General features: G+C 70.0%; 15 protein-coding genes, 4 tRNA genes and 1 pseudogene. 16 read left to right on the forward strand and 4 right to left on the reverse strand.

All coding sequences use genetic code 11. The features are described from left to right. Nucleotides 1–392: 392 nt before the first annotated feature. Together AB0M59_RS52845 and AB0M59_RS52850 are read left to right on the forward strand one after the other, a co-directional pair. On the forward strand, nt 393–1,184 hold the full coding sequence (locus tag AB0M59_RS52845) for a hypothetical protein (protein WP_364631829.1): 792 nt from the start codon (nt 393–395) through the stop codon (nt 1,182–1,184). A gap of 343 nt (nt 1,185–1,527) precedes the next feature. Continuing rightward, nucleotides 1,528–2,521, forward strand: a pseudogene (locus AB0M59_RS52850) (integrase). A 56-nt stretch (nt 2,522–2,577) separates the two neighbouring features. Here the strand turns inward: AB0M59_RS52850 and AB0M59_RS52855 are convergent. The 4 genes from AB0M59_RS52855 to AB0M59_RS52870 all read right to left on the reverse strand — a co-directional run bounded on the left by AB0M59_RS52855 (nt 2,578) and on the right by AB0M59_RS52870 (nt 3,359). After that, a tRNA-Val gene (locus AB0M59_RS52855) sits at nt 2,578–2,652 on the reverse strand. Between the two features lies 1 nt (nt 2,653). Further along, nucleotides 2,654–2,724, reverse strand: a tRNA-Cys gene (locus AB0M59_RS52860). A gap of 24 nt (nt 2,725–2,748) precedes the next feature. Next, nucleotides 2,749–2,821, reverse strand: a tRNA-Gly gene (locus AB0M59_RS52865). 112 nt (nt 2,822–2,933) lie between these two features. Beyond that, the gene (locus AB0M59_RS52870; protein WP_033293569.1) at nt 2,934–3,359 is read right to left on the reverse strand and encodes an SsgA family sporulation/cell division regulator; all 426 of its coding nucleotides are present in this window, start codon (nt 3,357–3,359) and stop codon (nt 2,934–2,936) included. Between the two features lie 406 nt (nt 3,360–3,765). Between AB0M59_RS52870 and AB0M59_RS52875 the strand changes: the two genes are divergently transcribed. From AB0M59_RS52875 to AB0M59_RS52940, 14 genes are all read left to right on the forward strand, one after another. Continuing rightward, nucleotides 3,766–3,837 (forward strand) — tRNA-Val (locus tag AB0M59_RS52875). Nucleotides 3,838–4,574: 737 nt separating this feature from the next. Next, nucleotides 4,575–6,101, forward strand: coding sequence for a sugar transferase (locus AB0M59_RS52880; RefSeq protein WP_364631832.1), 1,527 nt, complete (start codon nt 4,575–4,577; stop codon nt 6,099–6,101). A 240-nt stretch (nt 6,102–6,341) separates the two neighbouring features. Next, the gene (locus AB0M59_RS52885; protein WP_364631835.1) at nt 6,342–6,956 is read left to right on the forward strand and encodes a malonic semialdehyde reductase; all 615 of its coding nucleotides are present in this window, start codon (nt 6,342–6,344) and stop codon (nt 6,954–6,956) included. Nucleotides 6,957–7,096: 140 nt separating this feature from the next. Further along, nucleotides 7,097–9,142 carry a threonine--tRNA ligase gene (thrS, locus tag AB0M59_RS52890; RefSeq protein WP_364631838.1) on the forward strand — a complete coding sequence of 682 codons (2,046 nt, stop codon included), beginning with the start codon at nt 7,097–7,099 and terminating at the stop codon, nt 9,140–9,142. Continuing rightward, nucleotides 9,139–9,681: an HIT domain-containing protein gene (locus tag AB0M59_RS52895; protein WP_364631841.1), complete on the forward strand. Its 543-nt coding sequence runs from the start codon at nt 9,139–9,141 to the stop codon at nt 9,679–9,681. Before thrS ends, AB0M59_RS52895 begins: the two co-directional genes overlap by 4 nt. Nucleotides 9,682–9,744: 63 nt before the next feature. Continuing rightward, nucleotides 9,745–10,266 (forward strand): MarR family transcriptional regulator, encoded by a 522-nt coding sequence (locus tag AB0M59_RS52900; RefSeq protein ID WP_364631844.1) that lies wholly within the window; start codon nt 9,745–9,747, stop codon nt 10,264–10,266. Nucleotides 10,267–10,355: 89 nt separating this feature from the next. Beyond that, complete coding sequence (gene pgsA, locus AB0M59_RS52905) at nt 10,356–10,982, forward strand: phosphatidylinositol phosphate synthase (RefSeq protein WP_364378168.1); 627 nt, start codon at nt 10,356–10,358, stop codon at nt 10,980–10,982. After that, nucleotides 10,979–11,896 (forward strand): phosphatidylinositol mannoside acyltransferase, encoded by a 918-nt coding sequence (locus AB0M59_RS52910; protein ID WP_364631847.1) that lies wholly within the window; start codon nt 10,979–10,981, stop codon nt 11,894–11,896. The genes pgsA and AB0M59_RS52910 overlap by 4 nt, the downstream gene beginning before the upstream one ends. Nucleotides 11,897–11,914: 18 nt before the next feature. Continuing rightward, the gene (locus AB0M59_RS52915; protein ID WP_364631862.1) at nt 11,915–13,060 is read left to right on the forward strand and encodes a glycosyltransferase family 4 protein; all 1,146 of its coding nucleotides are present in this window, start codon (nt 11,915–11,917) and stop codon (nt 13,058–13,060) included. Beyond that, nucleotides 13,057–13,539: an NUDIX hydrolase gene (locus AB0M59_RS52920; RefSeq protein WP_364631849.1), complete on the forward strand. Its 483-nt coding sequence runs from the start codon at nt 13,057–13,059 to the stop codon at nt 13,537–13,539. The genes AB0M59_RS52915 and AB0M59_RS52920 overlap by 4 nt, the downstream gene beginning before the upstream one ends. 1 nt (nt 13,540) lies before the next feature. Beyond that, entirely contained in the window at nt 13,541–13,810 is a 270-nt protein-coding gene (locus tag AB0M59_RS52925; protein WP_364631851.1) for a hypothetical protein, read from the forward strand. After that, nucleotides 13,807–14,064, forward strand: coding sequence for a hypothetical protein (locus AB0M59_RS52930; protein ID WP_364631854.1), 258 nt, complete (start codon nt 13,807–13,809; stop codon nt 14,062–14,064). Before AB0M59_RS52925 ends, AB0M59_RS52930 begins: the two co-directional genes overlap by 4 nt. Nucleotides 14,065–14,097: 33 nt before the next feature. Beyond that, a complete protein-coding gene (locus tag AB0M59_RS52935) occupies nt 14,098–14,364 on the forward strand; it encodes a hypothetical protein (RefSeq protein ID WP_364631857.1) in 267 nt (88 codons plus the stop codon). 12 nt (nt 14,365–14,376) lie between these two features. Next, nucleotides 14,377–14,880, forward strand: a complete 504-nt coding sequence (locus AB0M59_RS52940) for an XdhC family protein (RefSeq protein ID WP_364631859.1) — start codon at nt 14,377–14,379, stop codon at nt 14,878–14,880. The last annotated feature ends 84 nt before the right edge of the window (nt 14,881–14,964 follow it).

A 14,964-nucleotide genomic window follows, 5' to 3' on the forward strand; every position in this document is an offset into this window, starting at 1 on the left:
TGTAGGACCGGCGCTTGCGAGGAGGCATGAGGACATCCTTTCAGCAGGACGATGGGTCCTGCTAACTCGGTGTCCACTACCCGGGGTGAACCTCAGTCAACGGTCTCGCTGGCTCCGCTGGGCGTCGCGGTGGCGCTGGGTAGGCAACTTAGCTACAAGCATGGTCGAGTGGGCTGGCAGCCGTCGTAGATGGTCCCGGCGTGGTTCGCGTTGCCGAACAGCCGCCGGTGGTAGTGCACGCAGGACGCGTAGCTGCGCTGGCTGTGACCGTCAGATCGCGTCCAGCGGGGAAGTCTCGCAGGCCCCGTTGCTCTGGAGCTGGCAGGATGTGGTGCAGGGGAGTTGTGCTTGTCGGACGCGCGTTCCCTTTCCCGGCCCGAGGATTGGACGCAATGGGACGCTCGTCGGTGTTCACTTTCCAGTACATCGCCATCGACACGGAGGCTGGTGTCACGCCGGAGGAGTTCGAGACCTTCGTGCGTGGTGAAGGCGTTCACCTGCCCTTGTACCCAGGGTGGCGGTGGACTCTGCTGCGCGGGTTGCGCGGAGAGCGGATCGGCCAGTACCTGATGTTGTACGAGATCGAGAGCGCCGAACAACGCGACCGCTACGTCACAGCCCAGGGTGAGCAGACCGAACTGGCCCGGCTGTTCTGGGCGCAGCACCCGCAGGCGGAGGCTGTGCTGGCGCGGTGGCGGCGGCTGGGCACGTTCGGCGAGCTGCCGACGTTGTTCACCGACTACCGGCTGCTGGCCGACAACCCGCGGAGCACGGTCACGCCCGGCCCCCGCTACCGCGACCGCCCTGGGGAGGAGCCCGTCGCCCGGGTCGTCGGGATCCACAACCTGGCGTTGCGCGCGGGTGTGACCGAGGAGATGTTCGACCGCTTCATCGCCGAGAACCACCACCGGATCGACGACTACCCGGACTGGCGGTTCCACGTGCTCAAGGGCGAGCGGGGCAACCGCTTCGACCAGTACGTGATGATGATGGAGATCGCGAGCCTGGACGCGCTGGACGTTTTCTACCCCGAGCCCGACATCGCCACCGGCGAGGCTGCGGAGTTCGCGGCCGCCCACCGCGACACCAAGCAGATGTACGAGGAGTGGAAGCAGTTAGCCTCGTTCTCGGGCTCGCCGCAGATCTACACGGACTACCTCGCCGTCGCGGAGAACCCGGCGTAGCCCCGCACGTCGTCGACACGGACGACGCCGACGATGTTGTTGCGGTGTCTGGTGTCTGGTGGCTTCTGGCATCGCCGAGGCCGCCACTGCCGCCCGGGCCCGCCGACCTCGCCAAGCCGCTGGACCGAGCTGCAAGCCGGCCTGCTCGACGACATCGCCGAGCTACGCGACCGGTTGCTCGGCGACGTCACACACCTGCACGTGCCCAAGGTCGACATGGGCGATGGCCTACGGCCAGGAAGAGTCCGGCACCGGTGAGTGGCGGGCCCGCTACAAGCGTCCTGATGGGACGTGGGGGAGCAAGTCGGGGTTCCCGACGGAGAAGGCGGGCGAGAACTGGGGGCTGGAGCAGGAGGCGCTGATCCGGCGGAACTTGTGGCTGGACCCGCGCGATGGCGAGACCCGGTTCGAAGACTTCGCCGAGGAGTGGCTCGCGGCCCTGGAGCCGCGGCTGGAGCTGAACACGATCGCGAAGTACCGGTCGTTCCTCGACAACCAGCTGCTGCCGCAGTGGAAGGCCTGGCCGCTGGTCGCGATCTTCAACGGCTACGTCGAGATCGAGCGTTGGCTCTCGGACCTGCACGAGGACTATGCCGAGTCGTCGGTGTCGTCGTACTTCGCGCTGTTCTCGACAATCCTCAACGGTGTCCGCATGTCCAACGGCGAGTTCGAGACCCGAGCGTCTGGTGGCCACGCCGGCTCAGGCGTTGCGGGCGGCGATGCGGCTCTACGAGCTGGGTTTGGGCATGTCAGGGTTCGTGCTGTGCTTGATGGATTTCTATACCGGCGCCCGATGGGGTGAACTCGTCGGACAGCAGCGGCACGAGTACGACTCCGAGAAGCGTGGCTTTGCCGCCCGGGATCGCGGTGCTCTATGAGGAGCTGATGGACAGCCATCGGGATCCGTTCGTGCTGTCCACTCCGGAGGGGCATCCGCGGCGGCGGTCGAACTTCCGGATCCGGTTCTGGCGGCCGGCGTGGGATGGGATCGATCTGGATGAGTCCGGGGCGGGGGAGCGGCGTCCGCCGATCCTGCCGACGTTCACGTTCCACGAGGGACGACACACGCACGCGACGTGGCTGACCGAGGACGGAATCCCGGAGGTCGCGCGACGCGCGCGGCTAGGCCAGAAGATGAAGGGCATCGCGCGGGTCTATGACCACGTGACGCCGGCGATGGTGAACCAGATCGTCGAAGCGCTGGAGGAGCGGTGGCTGCGTTCGCTGGCCGCGCTGTATCCGGGTGAGCGGGCGAAGCTGGTGTCCTGGTTCCCGCACCTGCGGTCCCGTCGGACGATCCAGGCGTCCGGGGCCATCGCCATTTCATTGCCATCTGACGACTGAAGCCCTGCCCTCCGGAGGAGGAACAGGGATTCTGACCTGCGAAAACACGTGGTGCGCGATACTGGGATTGAACCAGTGACCTCTTCCGTGTCAGGGAAGCGCTCTCCCGCTGAGCTAATCGCGCGAGGTGGAGACGGGATTCGAACCCGTGTACACGGCTTTGCAGGCCGTTGCCTCGCCTCTCGGCCACTCCACCGTGCCAGGCTGCGAGAGCCTACCGAGCGGATGACGGGATTCGAACCCGCGACCCTCACCTTGGCAAGGTGATGCGCTACCAGCTGCGCTACATCCGCACTCCGCAGCTCGAGGGGGTCGAACCCTCGTCGCCGTGGTGTGAGAAAACCATATCGGACCCCGAAAACGGCGGCGACACCGGGGTGTCACTCCGCCGTTGCAAGCTCGTCATCAGGCCAGATCGTGGGGGATGAGGTGGGTGAGCGCGTCGTCGACGTCGACCCACAGGTGCTCGTTGCCCGGGAGCACCACGTCGTACGTCCGGTCGAGGAAGTCGGCCAGCTCCTGGGCGGACGCCTCGAACATGGCGTGCCCGGAGGGCGAGTTCAGCTCGATCAGCACGGATTCGGGGTCCTCGACGGAGGGGCGGATGCGGACGTCCCCGTCACCCGCGTCGGCCAGCAGGCCGTCCGCGAGGAGGTCGCGTGCGTACACCCATTCGACCCAGCCGGCGCGGCCCGTGCGGAACGCGGCGACGACCGCGTACGGGTCGCGTGTGTCGTAGCGCAGCTCCACCTTGACCGGAACCGCGGGCGTCCGCGGCGCCAGCAGGTCGAAGACCGCCGTCGAGCGGAGCGTCACGTGATCGTTGCGCATCGTCCTACCCTTCGTCTCCCTTCCCGGCCCGGCCCGGCCCGGCCCGGCCCGGCCGAGGGCGTCACCACTGGGACGCATCGGGAGGCCGATTCCGTCGCAGGTGCGCCGCATATCACCCGTACGGGCCCATCGGCCCCCGTTCGCGCCCGTGATCACCCCACGACGCGCGATCGACCCGCGCGCCCCGTGTGGACCCACTCCTCCATACTGCGCGGTTTAGTCGCCGGGCGATAGCACCGTCGCACGGATGTCGAACGTGGCGTCGGGCGGCCCCCACCTGCCACGACCCCGGCTAGCTCGGAGTTGTGCGTTCCGTACTCGCCGGTAAGCGGAGTGTGGTCGCCGGAGACCACCCATTTGCAGGCGCCCGGAAGTCGTGCGGTAAAGTGGTCTCACCACCGCGAGCGGGCGATTAGCTCAGGGGGAGAGCGCTTCGTTCACACCGAAGAGGTCACTGGTTCGATCCCAGTATCGCCCACGAGATTCGCAGAGAGAGCCCCTGTTCGCGGAAAGTGCGAACAGGGGCTCTTCTCGTTGTGTCCTGTGGGGGCCGAGCCCCACGCCCCCGCCGGGGGCGAGCCCTCGGACCCCGCGTGTTGTCGCCTTTGTGATGTCGGCCACGCCTTAAGCGGAGTGAACGATCCGTTCGGATCTTGCGTATCTGCTGTCAAGGCAGTTCTCGGGCGTGTCGCCGGGGTCTTCGGGATCTGCCTCTGAGGCTTGCCGGTGCGGCGGTCTTCTGTCGAACGGACCCGTGGGAGGCCTGTCTGTGTGACGATTCGGCGGCGAACGTCACGGAGTGATCGTCGGATGTCCGCGTGATGGCGCTCGCGGGCTGTTCTGGTCCACTGTGGACCGCTCGCGCGCCGCGGTGTCCACAGTAGAGCCGCGGGCCCGGTTCGGCCGTTCGGAAGAGCGTGGGTCCACCCGGGTGCGGGCATTGCCCCGTTGGCTACATTCCGTAATTTTTGTGGAGATACACCCTCTCACTCATCGTCATCGTCTTGTTATCTTGCGGCCATTTTCTGGCGGGAAAGACGCACTGCATGTGGCTGGAAATCCTTGTAACGATGCCGAGAGGGTCGCCGATACCTTGCCGTGTGAAGCCCTCCGCGGGCACAGCGCGAGGTCCGAACCGTGGTGACTGTACGAAATCACTCCCGGTGACGCAGCGTGCTCGCGGACTCAATTCGATCCCTGGTCCCGGGAGGTCAGATGGAAGAGTCGGTGCGGCCGTCGTACACGGTGAGCCAGCCACCGCCGCACATCGACCTCCAGGCCATTCCCCGCCCCGCCCAGCGGGACGGCAAGCCGGCTGAAGCCGCCGGGACGCCGTCCCCCAAGGCACTCCCGGCGGCCTGGGAGGCGAGATACAGAGCCTGGGTCATCGGCAGCGACGTCTTCATAACGCTGCTGGTGATCGCGATCAGCGCGTTCGTCATCGATCGCGTTGCCCCGCACGACATGCACGCGTTCGGCACGATCCTCGCCGTCTTCGTCTCGCTGCCGGTCAGCCGGGCGTGGAGCTCGCGGGTGCTCGGCGAAGGCGCGGAGGAGTACCGCACGCTGGGACGCGGCTTCATCACCGCGGCCGTCCTGGTCGCGCTGGGCGGCCTGCTGTTCGGCGCGCTCGAGGTCCAGGTGTGGGTGTTCGTCGTCGTCCCGGCGATCGCGCTCGTCGCGTTCCCGCAGCGGTACCTGCTGCGCCAGGTTCTGCACCGCAAGCGCGCCAGGGGACTCTGCCTGCTGCCGGTGATGGCGGCGGGCAGCCCGGAGACCGTCGCCGACCTGATCGCGCGCACCAAGTCCGAGGTGCACGTCGGCTGGCGCGTCGAGGCGGCGTGCACGTTCACGGGGCACGGCGCCGACCGCGACAGCGGCGAGATCGACGGCGTCCCGGTGGTCGGGCGGCTGGAGGAACTGTCGCGGTACGTGCGGCGCGGCGGGTACCGGGTCGTGGCGATCACCGCGGACCAGTACTGGACGCCGAAGCGGTTGCAGCGGCTGGCCTGGGACATGGAGGGCACCGGCGCTGAGATGGTCGTCGCGCCCGTGCTGATGGAGGTCGCCGGGCCCCGGCTCAACGTCACCGGCGTGCTGGGGATGCCGCTGCTGCGGGTCACGGCGCCGATGTTCACCGGCGGCCGCCGCGTGGTGAAGGAGATCGTGGACCGGGCGGGCTCGGCGTTCCTGCTGACGCTGCTTTCCCCGCTGCTGCTGGTGATCGCGCTGGCGATCAAGCTGAACGACCGCGGCCCGGTGATCTACCGCCAGCGCCGCGTCGGCCGCGACGGCGCGACGTTCACCATGCTCAAGTTCCGCACGATGGTGACCAACGCCGACGAAATCCGGAAGAAACTGGAGACGGAGAACGAAGGCGCGGGTCCGCTGTTCAAGATGAAGCGCGATCCGCGGATCACCCGCGTGGGTGGTTTCCTGCGCCGGTATTCGCTCGACGAGGTGCCCCAGCTGTTCAACGTGGTGTCCGGGAAGATGTCGCTCGTCGGCCCGCGGCCGCCGCTGCCGGAGGAGACCGCGCAGTACGCACCCGACGCCCGCCGCCGGCTGCTGGTGAAGCCGGGCCTGACCGGGCTCTGGCAGGTGAGCGGGCGCAGCGACCTCACGTGGGCGGAGAGCATCCGGCTCGACCTGCGGTACGTGGAGGACTGGTCGCTGGCGCTCGACCTGGTGATCCTCTGGAAGACGTTCCGCGCGGTGATGGGCGGGCAGGGCGCCTACTGACCCGTCCGACGAGCCGCGCACGCGCACCACGGCCGCCGATCCCCGCCGAGGGGGATCGGCGGCCGTGTCGGTTCACCGGCCGGGTACCCGAGACGGCGCGTACCCGATCGGCTGACGCTTCCTGGCTCCTCGTGGTCCCGCGCCTTCCCGCTGTGATCCACCCAACTGGTTGAGCGTGAAATAGTTCAACGCTCAACCTGGTTGGACGGGGTACGTGACCAACGGAAGGAACGCAGCCCCATGACCACCTTTGCCGAGCAGACCGAGGCCCTCCAGGTCCCCGCGGAAGTCCAGAACCTCCTGTTCCGCGAGGCGCGCACGGCCAACAGTTTCAGCTCCGAGCCGGTGACCGAGGAGCAGGTCCGCGCGATCTACGACCTCGTCAAGTGGGCCCCGACGTCGATGAACACCCAGCCGCTGCGAGCGCTGGTGCTCCGGACCGCCGAGGCGAAGGCCCGCCTGCTGCCGCACATGTCGCCCGGCAACCGGGACAAGACCGAAGCCGCGCCGCTGACCGTCGTGCTCGCCGCGGACGTCGACTTCCACGAAAACATCCCGCAGGTCTTCCCGCACAACCCGGGCGTCAAGGACAACTTCTCCGACGAGCAGGGCCGCGTCGAGTTCGCCAAGCTGAACTCGCTGCTGCAGGTCGGCTACTTCATCATCGGCGTCCGCGCCGCGGGCCTGGCCGCCGGCCCGATGACCGGCTTCGACGCCCAGGGCGTCGACGACGAGTTCTTCGCGGACAAGAAGTGGCGCTCGCTGGTCGTCGTGAACGTCGGCAAGCCCGGTGAGAACCCCTGGTTCGACCGCCTGCCGCGGCTGGACTTCGACCAGGTCGTCGAAACCCTCTGACCCCTGGTCCCCTGATCGGGCAGGCCGCTTCCGGACCCGGAGGCGGCCTGCCCGGCGTTCGCGGACGCGCGTGAGGCCCGCCCGGCCCGACGACTAGCATCGTCGGGGTCATCTCCGTCACCCCAGTCCGAGGAGCCATCGTGTCGCAGTCGCCCCCCGTTTCCCCCGTGGCCACCTCCCGCGTGGTGGTACCGGCGGGCACTACGGCGGGCGCGGCGGTCCGCGAGGCCGGCCTGCCGACCAAGGGCCCGGACACGGTCGTCGTCGTGCGTGACGCCGAGGGCAAGCTGCGCGACCTCGCCTGGGCGCCGGAAGCCGACGCCGAGGTCGAGCCGGTCGCCGCGAACACCGAGGACGGGCGCAGCGTCATCCGCCATTCGGCGGCCCACGTGCTCGCCCAGGCCGTGCAGCAGCAGTTCCCGGACGCCAAGCTCGGCATCGGGCCGCCGGTGAAAGACGGTTTCTACTACGACTTCGCCGTCGACACCCCGTTCACCCCGGAGGACCTGCAGGCGCTCGAAAAGCGCATGAAGCAGATCGTGAAGGGCGCCCAGCAGTTCTCGCGGCGCGTTTTCGACTCCGTGGACGAGGCGAAGAAGGAACTGGCGGACGAGCCGTTCAAGCTCGAACTCGTCGACCTCAAGTCCGAAGTGGACGCAGTGGACACCTCCGAGGTGATGGAGGTCGACAGTAGTGCTTCCGGCGAGCTCACCATCTACGACAATCTCGACCCGCGCACCAAGGAACGTGTCTGGAGTGACCTCTGCCGTGGTCCGCACGTGCCGACCACGAAGTTCATCCCCGCGTTCAAGCTGACCCGCGTCGCCGCCGCGTACTGGCGGGGGAGCGAGAAGAACCCGCAGCTGCAGCGGATCTACGGCACCGCGTGGGAGTCGGCGGAAGCGCAGGACGCCTACCTCGAGCGCATCGCCGAGGCGGAGCGCCGCGACCACCGCAAGCTCGGCGCCGAGCTCGACCTGTTCTCCTTCCCCGAGGAGATCGGCTCCGGCCTGCCGGTGTTCCACCCCAAGGGCGGCATCATCCGCCGGGAGCTGGAGAACTACTCGCGCCGCCGCCACGAGGAGGCCGGCTACGAGTTCGTGAACACCCCGCACATCAGCAAGGGCGAGCTGTTCCACACCTCCGGCCACCTGCCGTACTACGCCGACACGATGTTCCCGCCGGTGCAGTTCGACGAGGAGAACTACTACCTCAAGGCCATGAACTGCCCGATGCACAACCTGATCTTCCGCTCGCGCGGGCGGTCCTACCGCGAGCTGCCGCTGCGGCTGTTCGAGTTCGGCACGGTCTACCGGTACGAGAAGTCGGGCGTGGTGCACGGCCTGACCCGCGTCCGCGGCCTGACGATGGACGACTCGCACATCTACTGCACCAAGGAGCAGATGCCGGGCGAGCTGCGGTCGCTGCTGAAGTTCGTCCTCGACCTGCTCGCCGACTACGGCCTCTCCGACTTCTACCTCGAGCTGTCCACCCGCGGCGACTCCGAGAAGTTCATCGGCGAGGACTGGGAGTGGGAGGAGGCCACCGAGACGCTGCGGCAGGCCGCCGTCGACTCCGGCCTCGAGCTGGTCCCGGACCCGGGCGGCGCGGCCTTCTACGGCCCCAAGATCTCGGTGCAGGCCAAGGACGCCATCGGCCGCACCTGGCAGATGTCGACCATCCAGCTGGACTTCAACCAGAACAAGCGGTTCGAGCTCGAGTACACCGCGCCCGACGGTTCGCGCCAGACGCCGGTGATGATCCACCGCGCGCTGTTCGGCTCGATCGAGCGGTTCTTCGGCGTGCTGACCGAGCACTACGCGGGCGCGTTCCCGGCGTGGCTCGCGCCGGTGCAGGTGGTCGGCATCCCGATCACCGCCGACCAGGTCGAACACCTGCAGGGCATCGAAAAGGCGTTGCGCGCCAAGGGGATCCGCGCCGAGGTCGACGCGAGCGACGACCGGATGCAGAAGAAGATCCGCACGCACACCACGCAGAAGGTGCCCTTCATGCTGCTCGCCGGCGCGAAGGACGTCGAGGCGGGCGCGGTGTCGTTCCGCTTCCGCGACGGCGGCCAGATCAACGGCGTGCCGGTGGCCGACGCCGTCGACGCCATCGCCGGCTGGATCGAGCGCCGCGAGAACGCGTCGCCGACGGCCGAGGCGCTGGAGACGGTCGTTCGGTGAGTGAGGGTCCGGAGCTCGTCGAACAGCAGGGCATCGGGGTCCAGGACGCGTTCCAGCGCCTCTGGACCCCGCACCGGATGGCCTACATCAAGGGCCAGGACAAGCCGGACGGCGACGAGGACACCGGCTGCCCGTTCTGCCGCATCCCGTCCCTGGACGACAAGACGGGGCTGATCGTCGCGCGCGGCGAGACGGTGTACGCGGTGCTGAACCTGTACCCGTACAACCCCGGGCACCTGATGGTGGTGCCGTACCGGCACGTCGCGGACTACACCGAGCTGACGGTCGACGAGACGCACGAGGTCGCCGAGTTCACCCAGCACGCGATGAAGGTGATCCGCGCGGTGTCCGGCGCGCACGGGTTCAACATCGGCCTGAACCAGGGCGTGATCGCGGGCGCGGGGATCGCGGCGCACCTGCACCAGCACCTGGTGCCGCGGTGGGGTGGCGACGCGAACTTCATGCCGATCATCGGCCAGACGAAGGTGCTGCCGCAATTGCTGGGCGAAACGCGGGACATGCTGGCCGACGCCTGGTGAAACGCTCGAATGCCGTAACCGGCAAATCGTAATTGAGTGTTCAACCGAGGGTATGATGGGGGTATGTCCGAAACCCGATGGCTCAGCGACGACGAGCAACGCGTCTGGCGTGAGTTCAACGCGGCCACCCGCATGCTCAGCGCGCACCTCGAGGGACAGCTGCAGCACGACTCGGGTATGCCGCACACCTATTACGAAGTCCTCGTCGCGCTCTCCGAGGCCGAAGGCCGCCGGTTGCGGATGAGTGAGCTCGCCGACGCGCGTCAGGCGTCGCGAAGCCGGCTCTCGCACGCCGTCGCGCGCCTGGAAGCCAACGGCTGGGTGCGCCGCGAAGCGTGCCCGACCGACAAGCGCGGTGCCTGGGCGGTGCTGACGGACGCCGGTTTCACCGCGCTCGAAGCGGCCGCGCCCGGGCACGTCGAGGCCGTCCGCGAGAGCCTCTTCGACCCGCTGACGCCCGAGCAGGTCGCCGCGCTCGGCGAGATCAGTGCCGCGATCCGGCAGCGCCTCTCGCCGAAGTGCGCCGCCGCGCAGGCCGCCGAAGAGGCGCGGGAGCACGAGGGCGAACTCACGAAATCGGGCTGAGCCGGGGCGGCGCGTCGGGTTCACCGGGGCGGGTCGATAGGCTGCCCTCGCCCACCCGATCCTCGTAGCCAGGTGTCTCAGACGAACCGATGCTCAATATCTTCGCGCGTGCCTCCGTTTCCCGCGTCACCGATCCGATCGGCCAGGCGCTGGTCCGCGTCGGGCTGACCCCGAACGCGATGACCGTGCTCGGCACCGCCGGCGCCGTCGTCTGCGCCCTGGCCTTCTTCCCGAACGGCTACCTGCTCTGGGGCACCTTCACGGTGTGGGGCTTCGCCATGCTCGACCTCCTCGACGGCGCCATGGCCCGCGCCCGCGGCTACGGCACCCCGTTCGGCGCGGTGCTCGACGCCACCTGCGACAGGCTGGTCGACGGCGCGCTGTTCGCCGCGATCGCCTGGTGGTGCTTCGTCGTCGACGACAACCACCCGGCCGCCGCCGCGGCCCTGCTGTGCCTGGTGCTCGCCCAGGTCATCTCCTACGTCAAGGCGCGCGCCGACGCGTCCGGCCTGCCGGTGGACGGCGGGCTCGTCGAACGCGCCGAGCGGCTGATCATCGCCCTGGTCGGCACCGGCCTGCACGGCTTCGGCATCCCGTACACCGTGGACGTGACGCTCTGGCTGCTCGCCGTGCTGTCGGTCATCACCCTGCTGCAGCGCTTCGCCGCCGTGGCGAAGGCGGCCCGCGAGGCCGCCGCCGGGGAGCAACCGGCATGAGCGGCTTGTCCGAGCGGCTGAGCGCCTTCGGCTACGCGGCCGGGTGGCGGCTGGCCGGCTGGCTGCCCGCCGCGTTCGGCGGCACGGTGTTCTCGCTCGGCGCGGACCTCGCCGTCCGGCGTGACGCCGGCGGGGTGCGGCAGCTGCGCACCAACCTCGCCCGGGTGGTGCCGCAGGCCGACCCCGTCGAGCTGGACGAGCTGACCCGGCGCGCGATGCGCTCGTACGCCCGGTACTGGCACGAGACGTTCCGGCTGCCGTCGATGGACCAGAAGGAGGTCAGCGACAAGGTCGCGGCCTCCATCACCGGCGTCGAGAACCTCGACGCGGCGCTGGCCGAGGGCAACGGCGCGGTGATGGCGCTGCCGCACAGCGGGAACTGGGACATCGCCGGCGTCTGGCTGGCCGACTACCTCGGCGGGTTCACCACCGTCGCCGAGCGGCTGAAGCCCGAGTCGCTCTACCGCCGGTTCGTCGAGTACCGCGAGTCGCTCGGCTTCGAGATCGTGCCGCTGACCGGCGACAGCTCGGCGATGCGCGTGCTGCTGAAGCGGCTGCGGGAGAACAAGGCCGTCTGCCTGGTCGGCGACCGCGACCTGACCACCAGCGGCATCCCGGTGAAGTTCTTCGGCGAGCAGGCCCGCTTCCCCGGCGGCCCGGCGCGGCTGGCCGCCACGACCGGCGCGGCCCTGATCCCGGCCGGCTGCTGGTTCACCGAGGACGGCTGGCAGATCCGGCTGCACCCGCGCATCCGCGTCACCGCGCGCGCCGAGGTCGCGGCCGCGACCCAGGCGCTGGCGGACATCTTCGCCGGCGACATCGCCGCGCACCCGGCCGACTGGCACATGGTGCAGAAGTTCTGGCCGGCCGACCTCGAGGTCGGCGAGCGGGTCAGCCTGGAAGAAGCGAGCTGAGGCGTGGCCACGCGTCCGATGCGGGTCGGGATCGTCTGCCCCTACTCCTTCGACGTGCCCGGCGGGGTCCAGGGGCACGTGATCGACCTGACGAAGGCGCTGCTCGCGCGCGGGCACCAGGTGTCCGTGCTCGCGCCCGCCGACGACGACGCCGACCTGCCGGAGTTCGTGCACCCGGCCGGCAAGGCGCTCGGCATCCGGTACAACGGCTCGGTCGCGCGGCTGCAGTTCGGCCCGGTGTCCTACGCCCGGGTGCGCCGCTGGATCCGCGACGGCGACTTCGACGTCCTGCACCTGCACGAGCCCGCGGCGCCGAGCCTTTCGCTGCTGGCCTTGCTCATCGCGGACGGCCCGATCGTCGCGACGTTCCACACCGCGACCACGCGGTCGCGCACGCTGTCGGCGTTCCAGCCGGTGCTGCGGCCGCTGCTGGAAAAGATCACCGCGCGGATCGCGGTGTCCGCGCTGGCCCGCCGGGTGCAGGTGGAGCACGCCGGCGGTGACGCCGTGGAGATCCCCAACGGCGTCGACGTCGACTTCTTCTCCTCGGCGACGCCGCTGCCGGGCTACCCGCGGGCCGGCGGCACGGTCGGGTTCGTCGGCCGGTTCGGCGAGCCCCGCAAGGGCATGGGCGTCCTCCTGGAGGCGCTGCGGCGGATCCTGCCGGAGTTCGAGGACCTGCGGCTGGTCGTGGTCGGCCGCGGTGACGAGGACCAGCTGCGCCGCGACGCCGGTGCCGAGCTGGCGCCGCACCTGGAGCTGCTCGGGCAGGCCGCCGACGACGTCAAGGCCCAGGCGCTGCGCAGTGTCGACGTCTACTGCGCGCCCAACACCGGCGGCGAGAGCTTCGGGATGATCCTCACCGAGGCGATGGCGGCCGGGACCCCGGTGCTCGCCAGCGGTCTCGACTCGTTCCGGCGGGTGCTCGACGACGGCCACGCCGGGATGCTCGTCGACACCGGTGACCCGGCGGCGCTCGCGGACGGGCTGCGCGAGCTGCTCGGCGACCCGGCGCGCCGGGCGTCGCTGGCCGCGGCGGCGGGGGAGCGGGTGACGATGTTCGACTGGTCGGTCGTGGCGACGCAGGTGCTGCGCGTCTACGAGACGGCCGTCGCCGCCGACCCGCGGCGCGTCGCGGCGCCGGAGCGGGAGCCGGCCCGGTGAGCGTGCTCGGCTGGCTGCTGCCGGTACTGGCGCTGGTCGTCGTGCTGGGCGGCCTCTTCCTGGTGGCGACGGCGAACCGGCTCGACCGGCTGCACGTCCGGATGGACGCGGGCTGGGCGGCGCTCGACGCGGCGCTGGCGCGGCGCGCGGTGGTGGCCCGCGCGGTCGCGGTGGTGCTGGGCGACACAGGCTTGCGGACGCTGGCCGAGGAGGCCGAAGCGGCACCACGGGCCGATCGCGAAGGTTCCGAGAACGAGCTGACGCTGCAGCTTTCGCGGGTGGACCGGGCGGCGCTGCCGGCCGAGCTGGCCGAGGAGCTGACCGACGCGGAGCACCGGGTGGTGATCGCCCGCCGCGTCCACAACGACGCCGTCCGCGACACGCTGCGTCTCCGACGGCGGCGGAAGGTGCGGTACTTCCGGCTCGCGGGCACCGCGCCGCTGCCGGAGTACTTCGAGTTCGCCGAACCGGAGGTCTGACGTGTGGTGGGTGGTCGTCGAAGAGCAGCGCGGCGGCGGTGATGCGCGCGCCTGGAACGTCACGAAGACGAAGCCGGCGGGCGGCGACCGCGCCCACGCCGACGAGGTGGCCCGGCGGCTGGCGTTCGAGCACCGGCCGGTGCACCCGTCGTCGGTCAAGGAGCGGAAGGTCCTGCGGGTCGGCGACGGCTACCTGGTGATCGCCACCGGCCGGACCGCGACGTTCCACTTCCGCGTCACGCTCGGCGAGACCGTGGCGGCACCGGCGTGACCTGGTGGGTGGTCGTCGAGGAGCAGCGCGGCACGCGTGACGGCCGCGGCTGGTCGCTGTCGGAGACGTTCTCCTTCGCCGACCAGGCGACCGCCGAAGCCGCGGCGGAGCGGCTCGCGTGGGAGTTCGAGCCCGCCCACCCGTGGTCGCCGAAGTCGCGGAAGGTGCTGCGCGGCCCCGGCGGCTTCCTGGTGATCGTGGAAGGCCAGATGTCGGCGTTCCACTTCCGGCTCAGCGTGCTCGAAGAGGTCTGAAACCTTTCGGCCGCCGCCCGCGTCGGACCGGGTATGAGTACGTGGTGGGTGGTCATCGAAGAACAGGGCGGCATGGGCGACGGCCGCGGCTGGGGCGTCGCGGAGGCGACGCCGTACCCGGACCGACAGAGCGCGGAAGACGACGCCTACCTGCTGGCCAAGCAGCACCGGCCGCCGCGGCCGTCGTCGCCGCAGAACCGGCTGGTGCTGCGCGTGACCGACGGGTACCTGGTGCTCGTGAAGGGCAAGACGGACCTGTGGCAGTTCCGCGTGACGGTGGGCGAGCAGGCCGGCGGCTGACAGACTGGGGGCATGAGTGAAACCTGCGACGTCGCCCACGGCAAGGCGCCGGCCGACCCGGACGTGCGGACGCTGGTCGCGGTGTTCGCGTCGCCGGTCTCGCGGTACCTGCTGAAGTTCGCGCGGGACCTCGGCTACCACGTCGCGCTGTTCGAGCCGGACGCCGCGCGCGCCACCGACGTGCCCGACGGGATCGAGGCGGACACCACGCTGCCGCTCCTGGACGCCTCGGCCGACGTCGTCGTCACCGACCACCACCGGCTCGAGCTCGGCGAGGTGCTGAAGGCCGCGCTCGGCCAGGCGCCCCGGTGGATCGGCGTACTCGGCAACCCGCGCCACCCCGGCCCGCACGTGTCCGCGCTGCAGGGGCTCGGCGTGGCGGAGGCCGACATCGCCCGGGTCCACCGGCCGGTCGGGCTGAACATCGGTTCGCGCACACCGCCCGAGATCGCGATCGCGACGCTGGCCGGCCTGCTGGCCGACCGCAACGACCGCCCGGGCGGCTTCGACTTCTGACCCCGAGGACAATCCTGCGGAAATGGCCCCGGTCACCTGCAGACCGGGACGTCCGAGTCTAGGCCAGTGGCCATCGCCGCCGGG

Source organism: Amycolatopsis sp. NPDC051371, assembly GCF_040682155.1.
Classification (GTDB): Bacteria; Actinomycetota; Actinomycetes; order Mycobacteriales; family Pseudonocardiaceae; genus Amycolatopsis.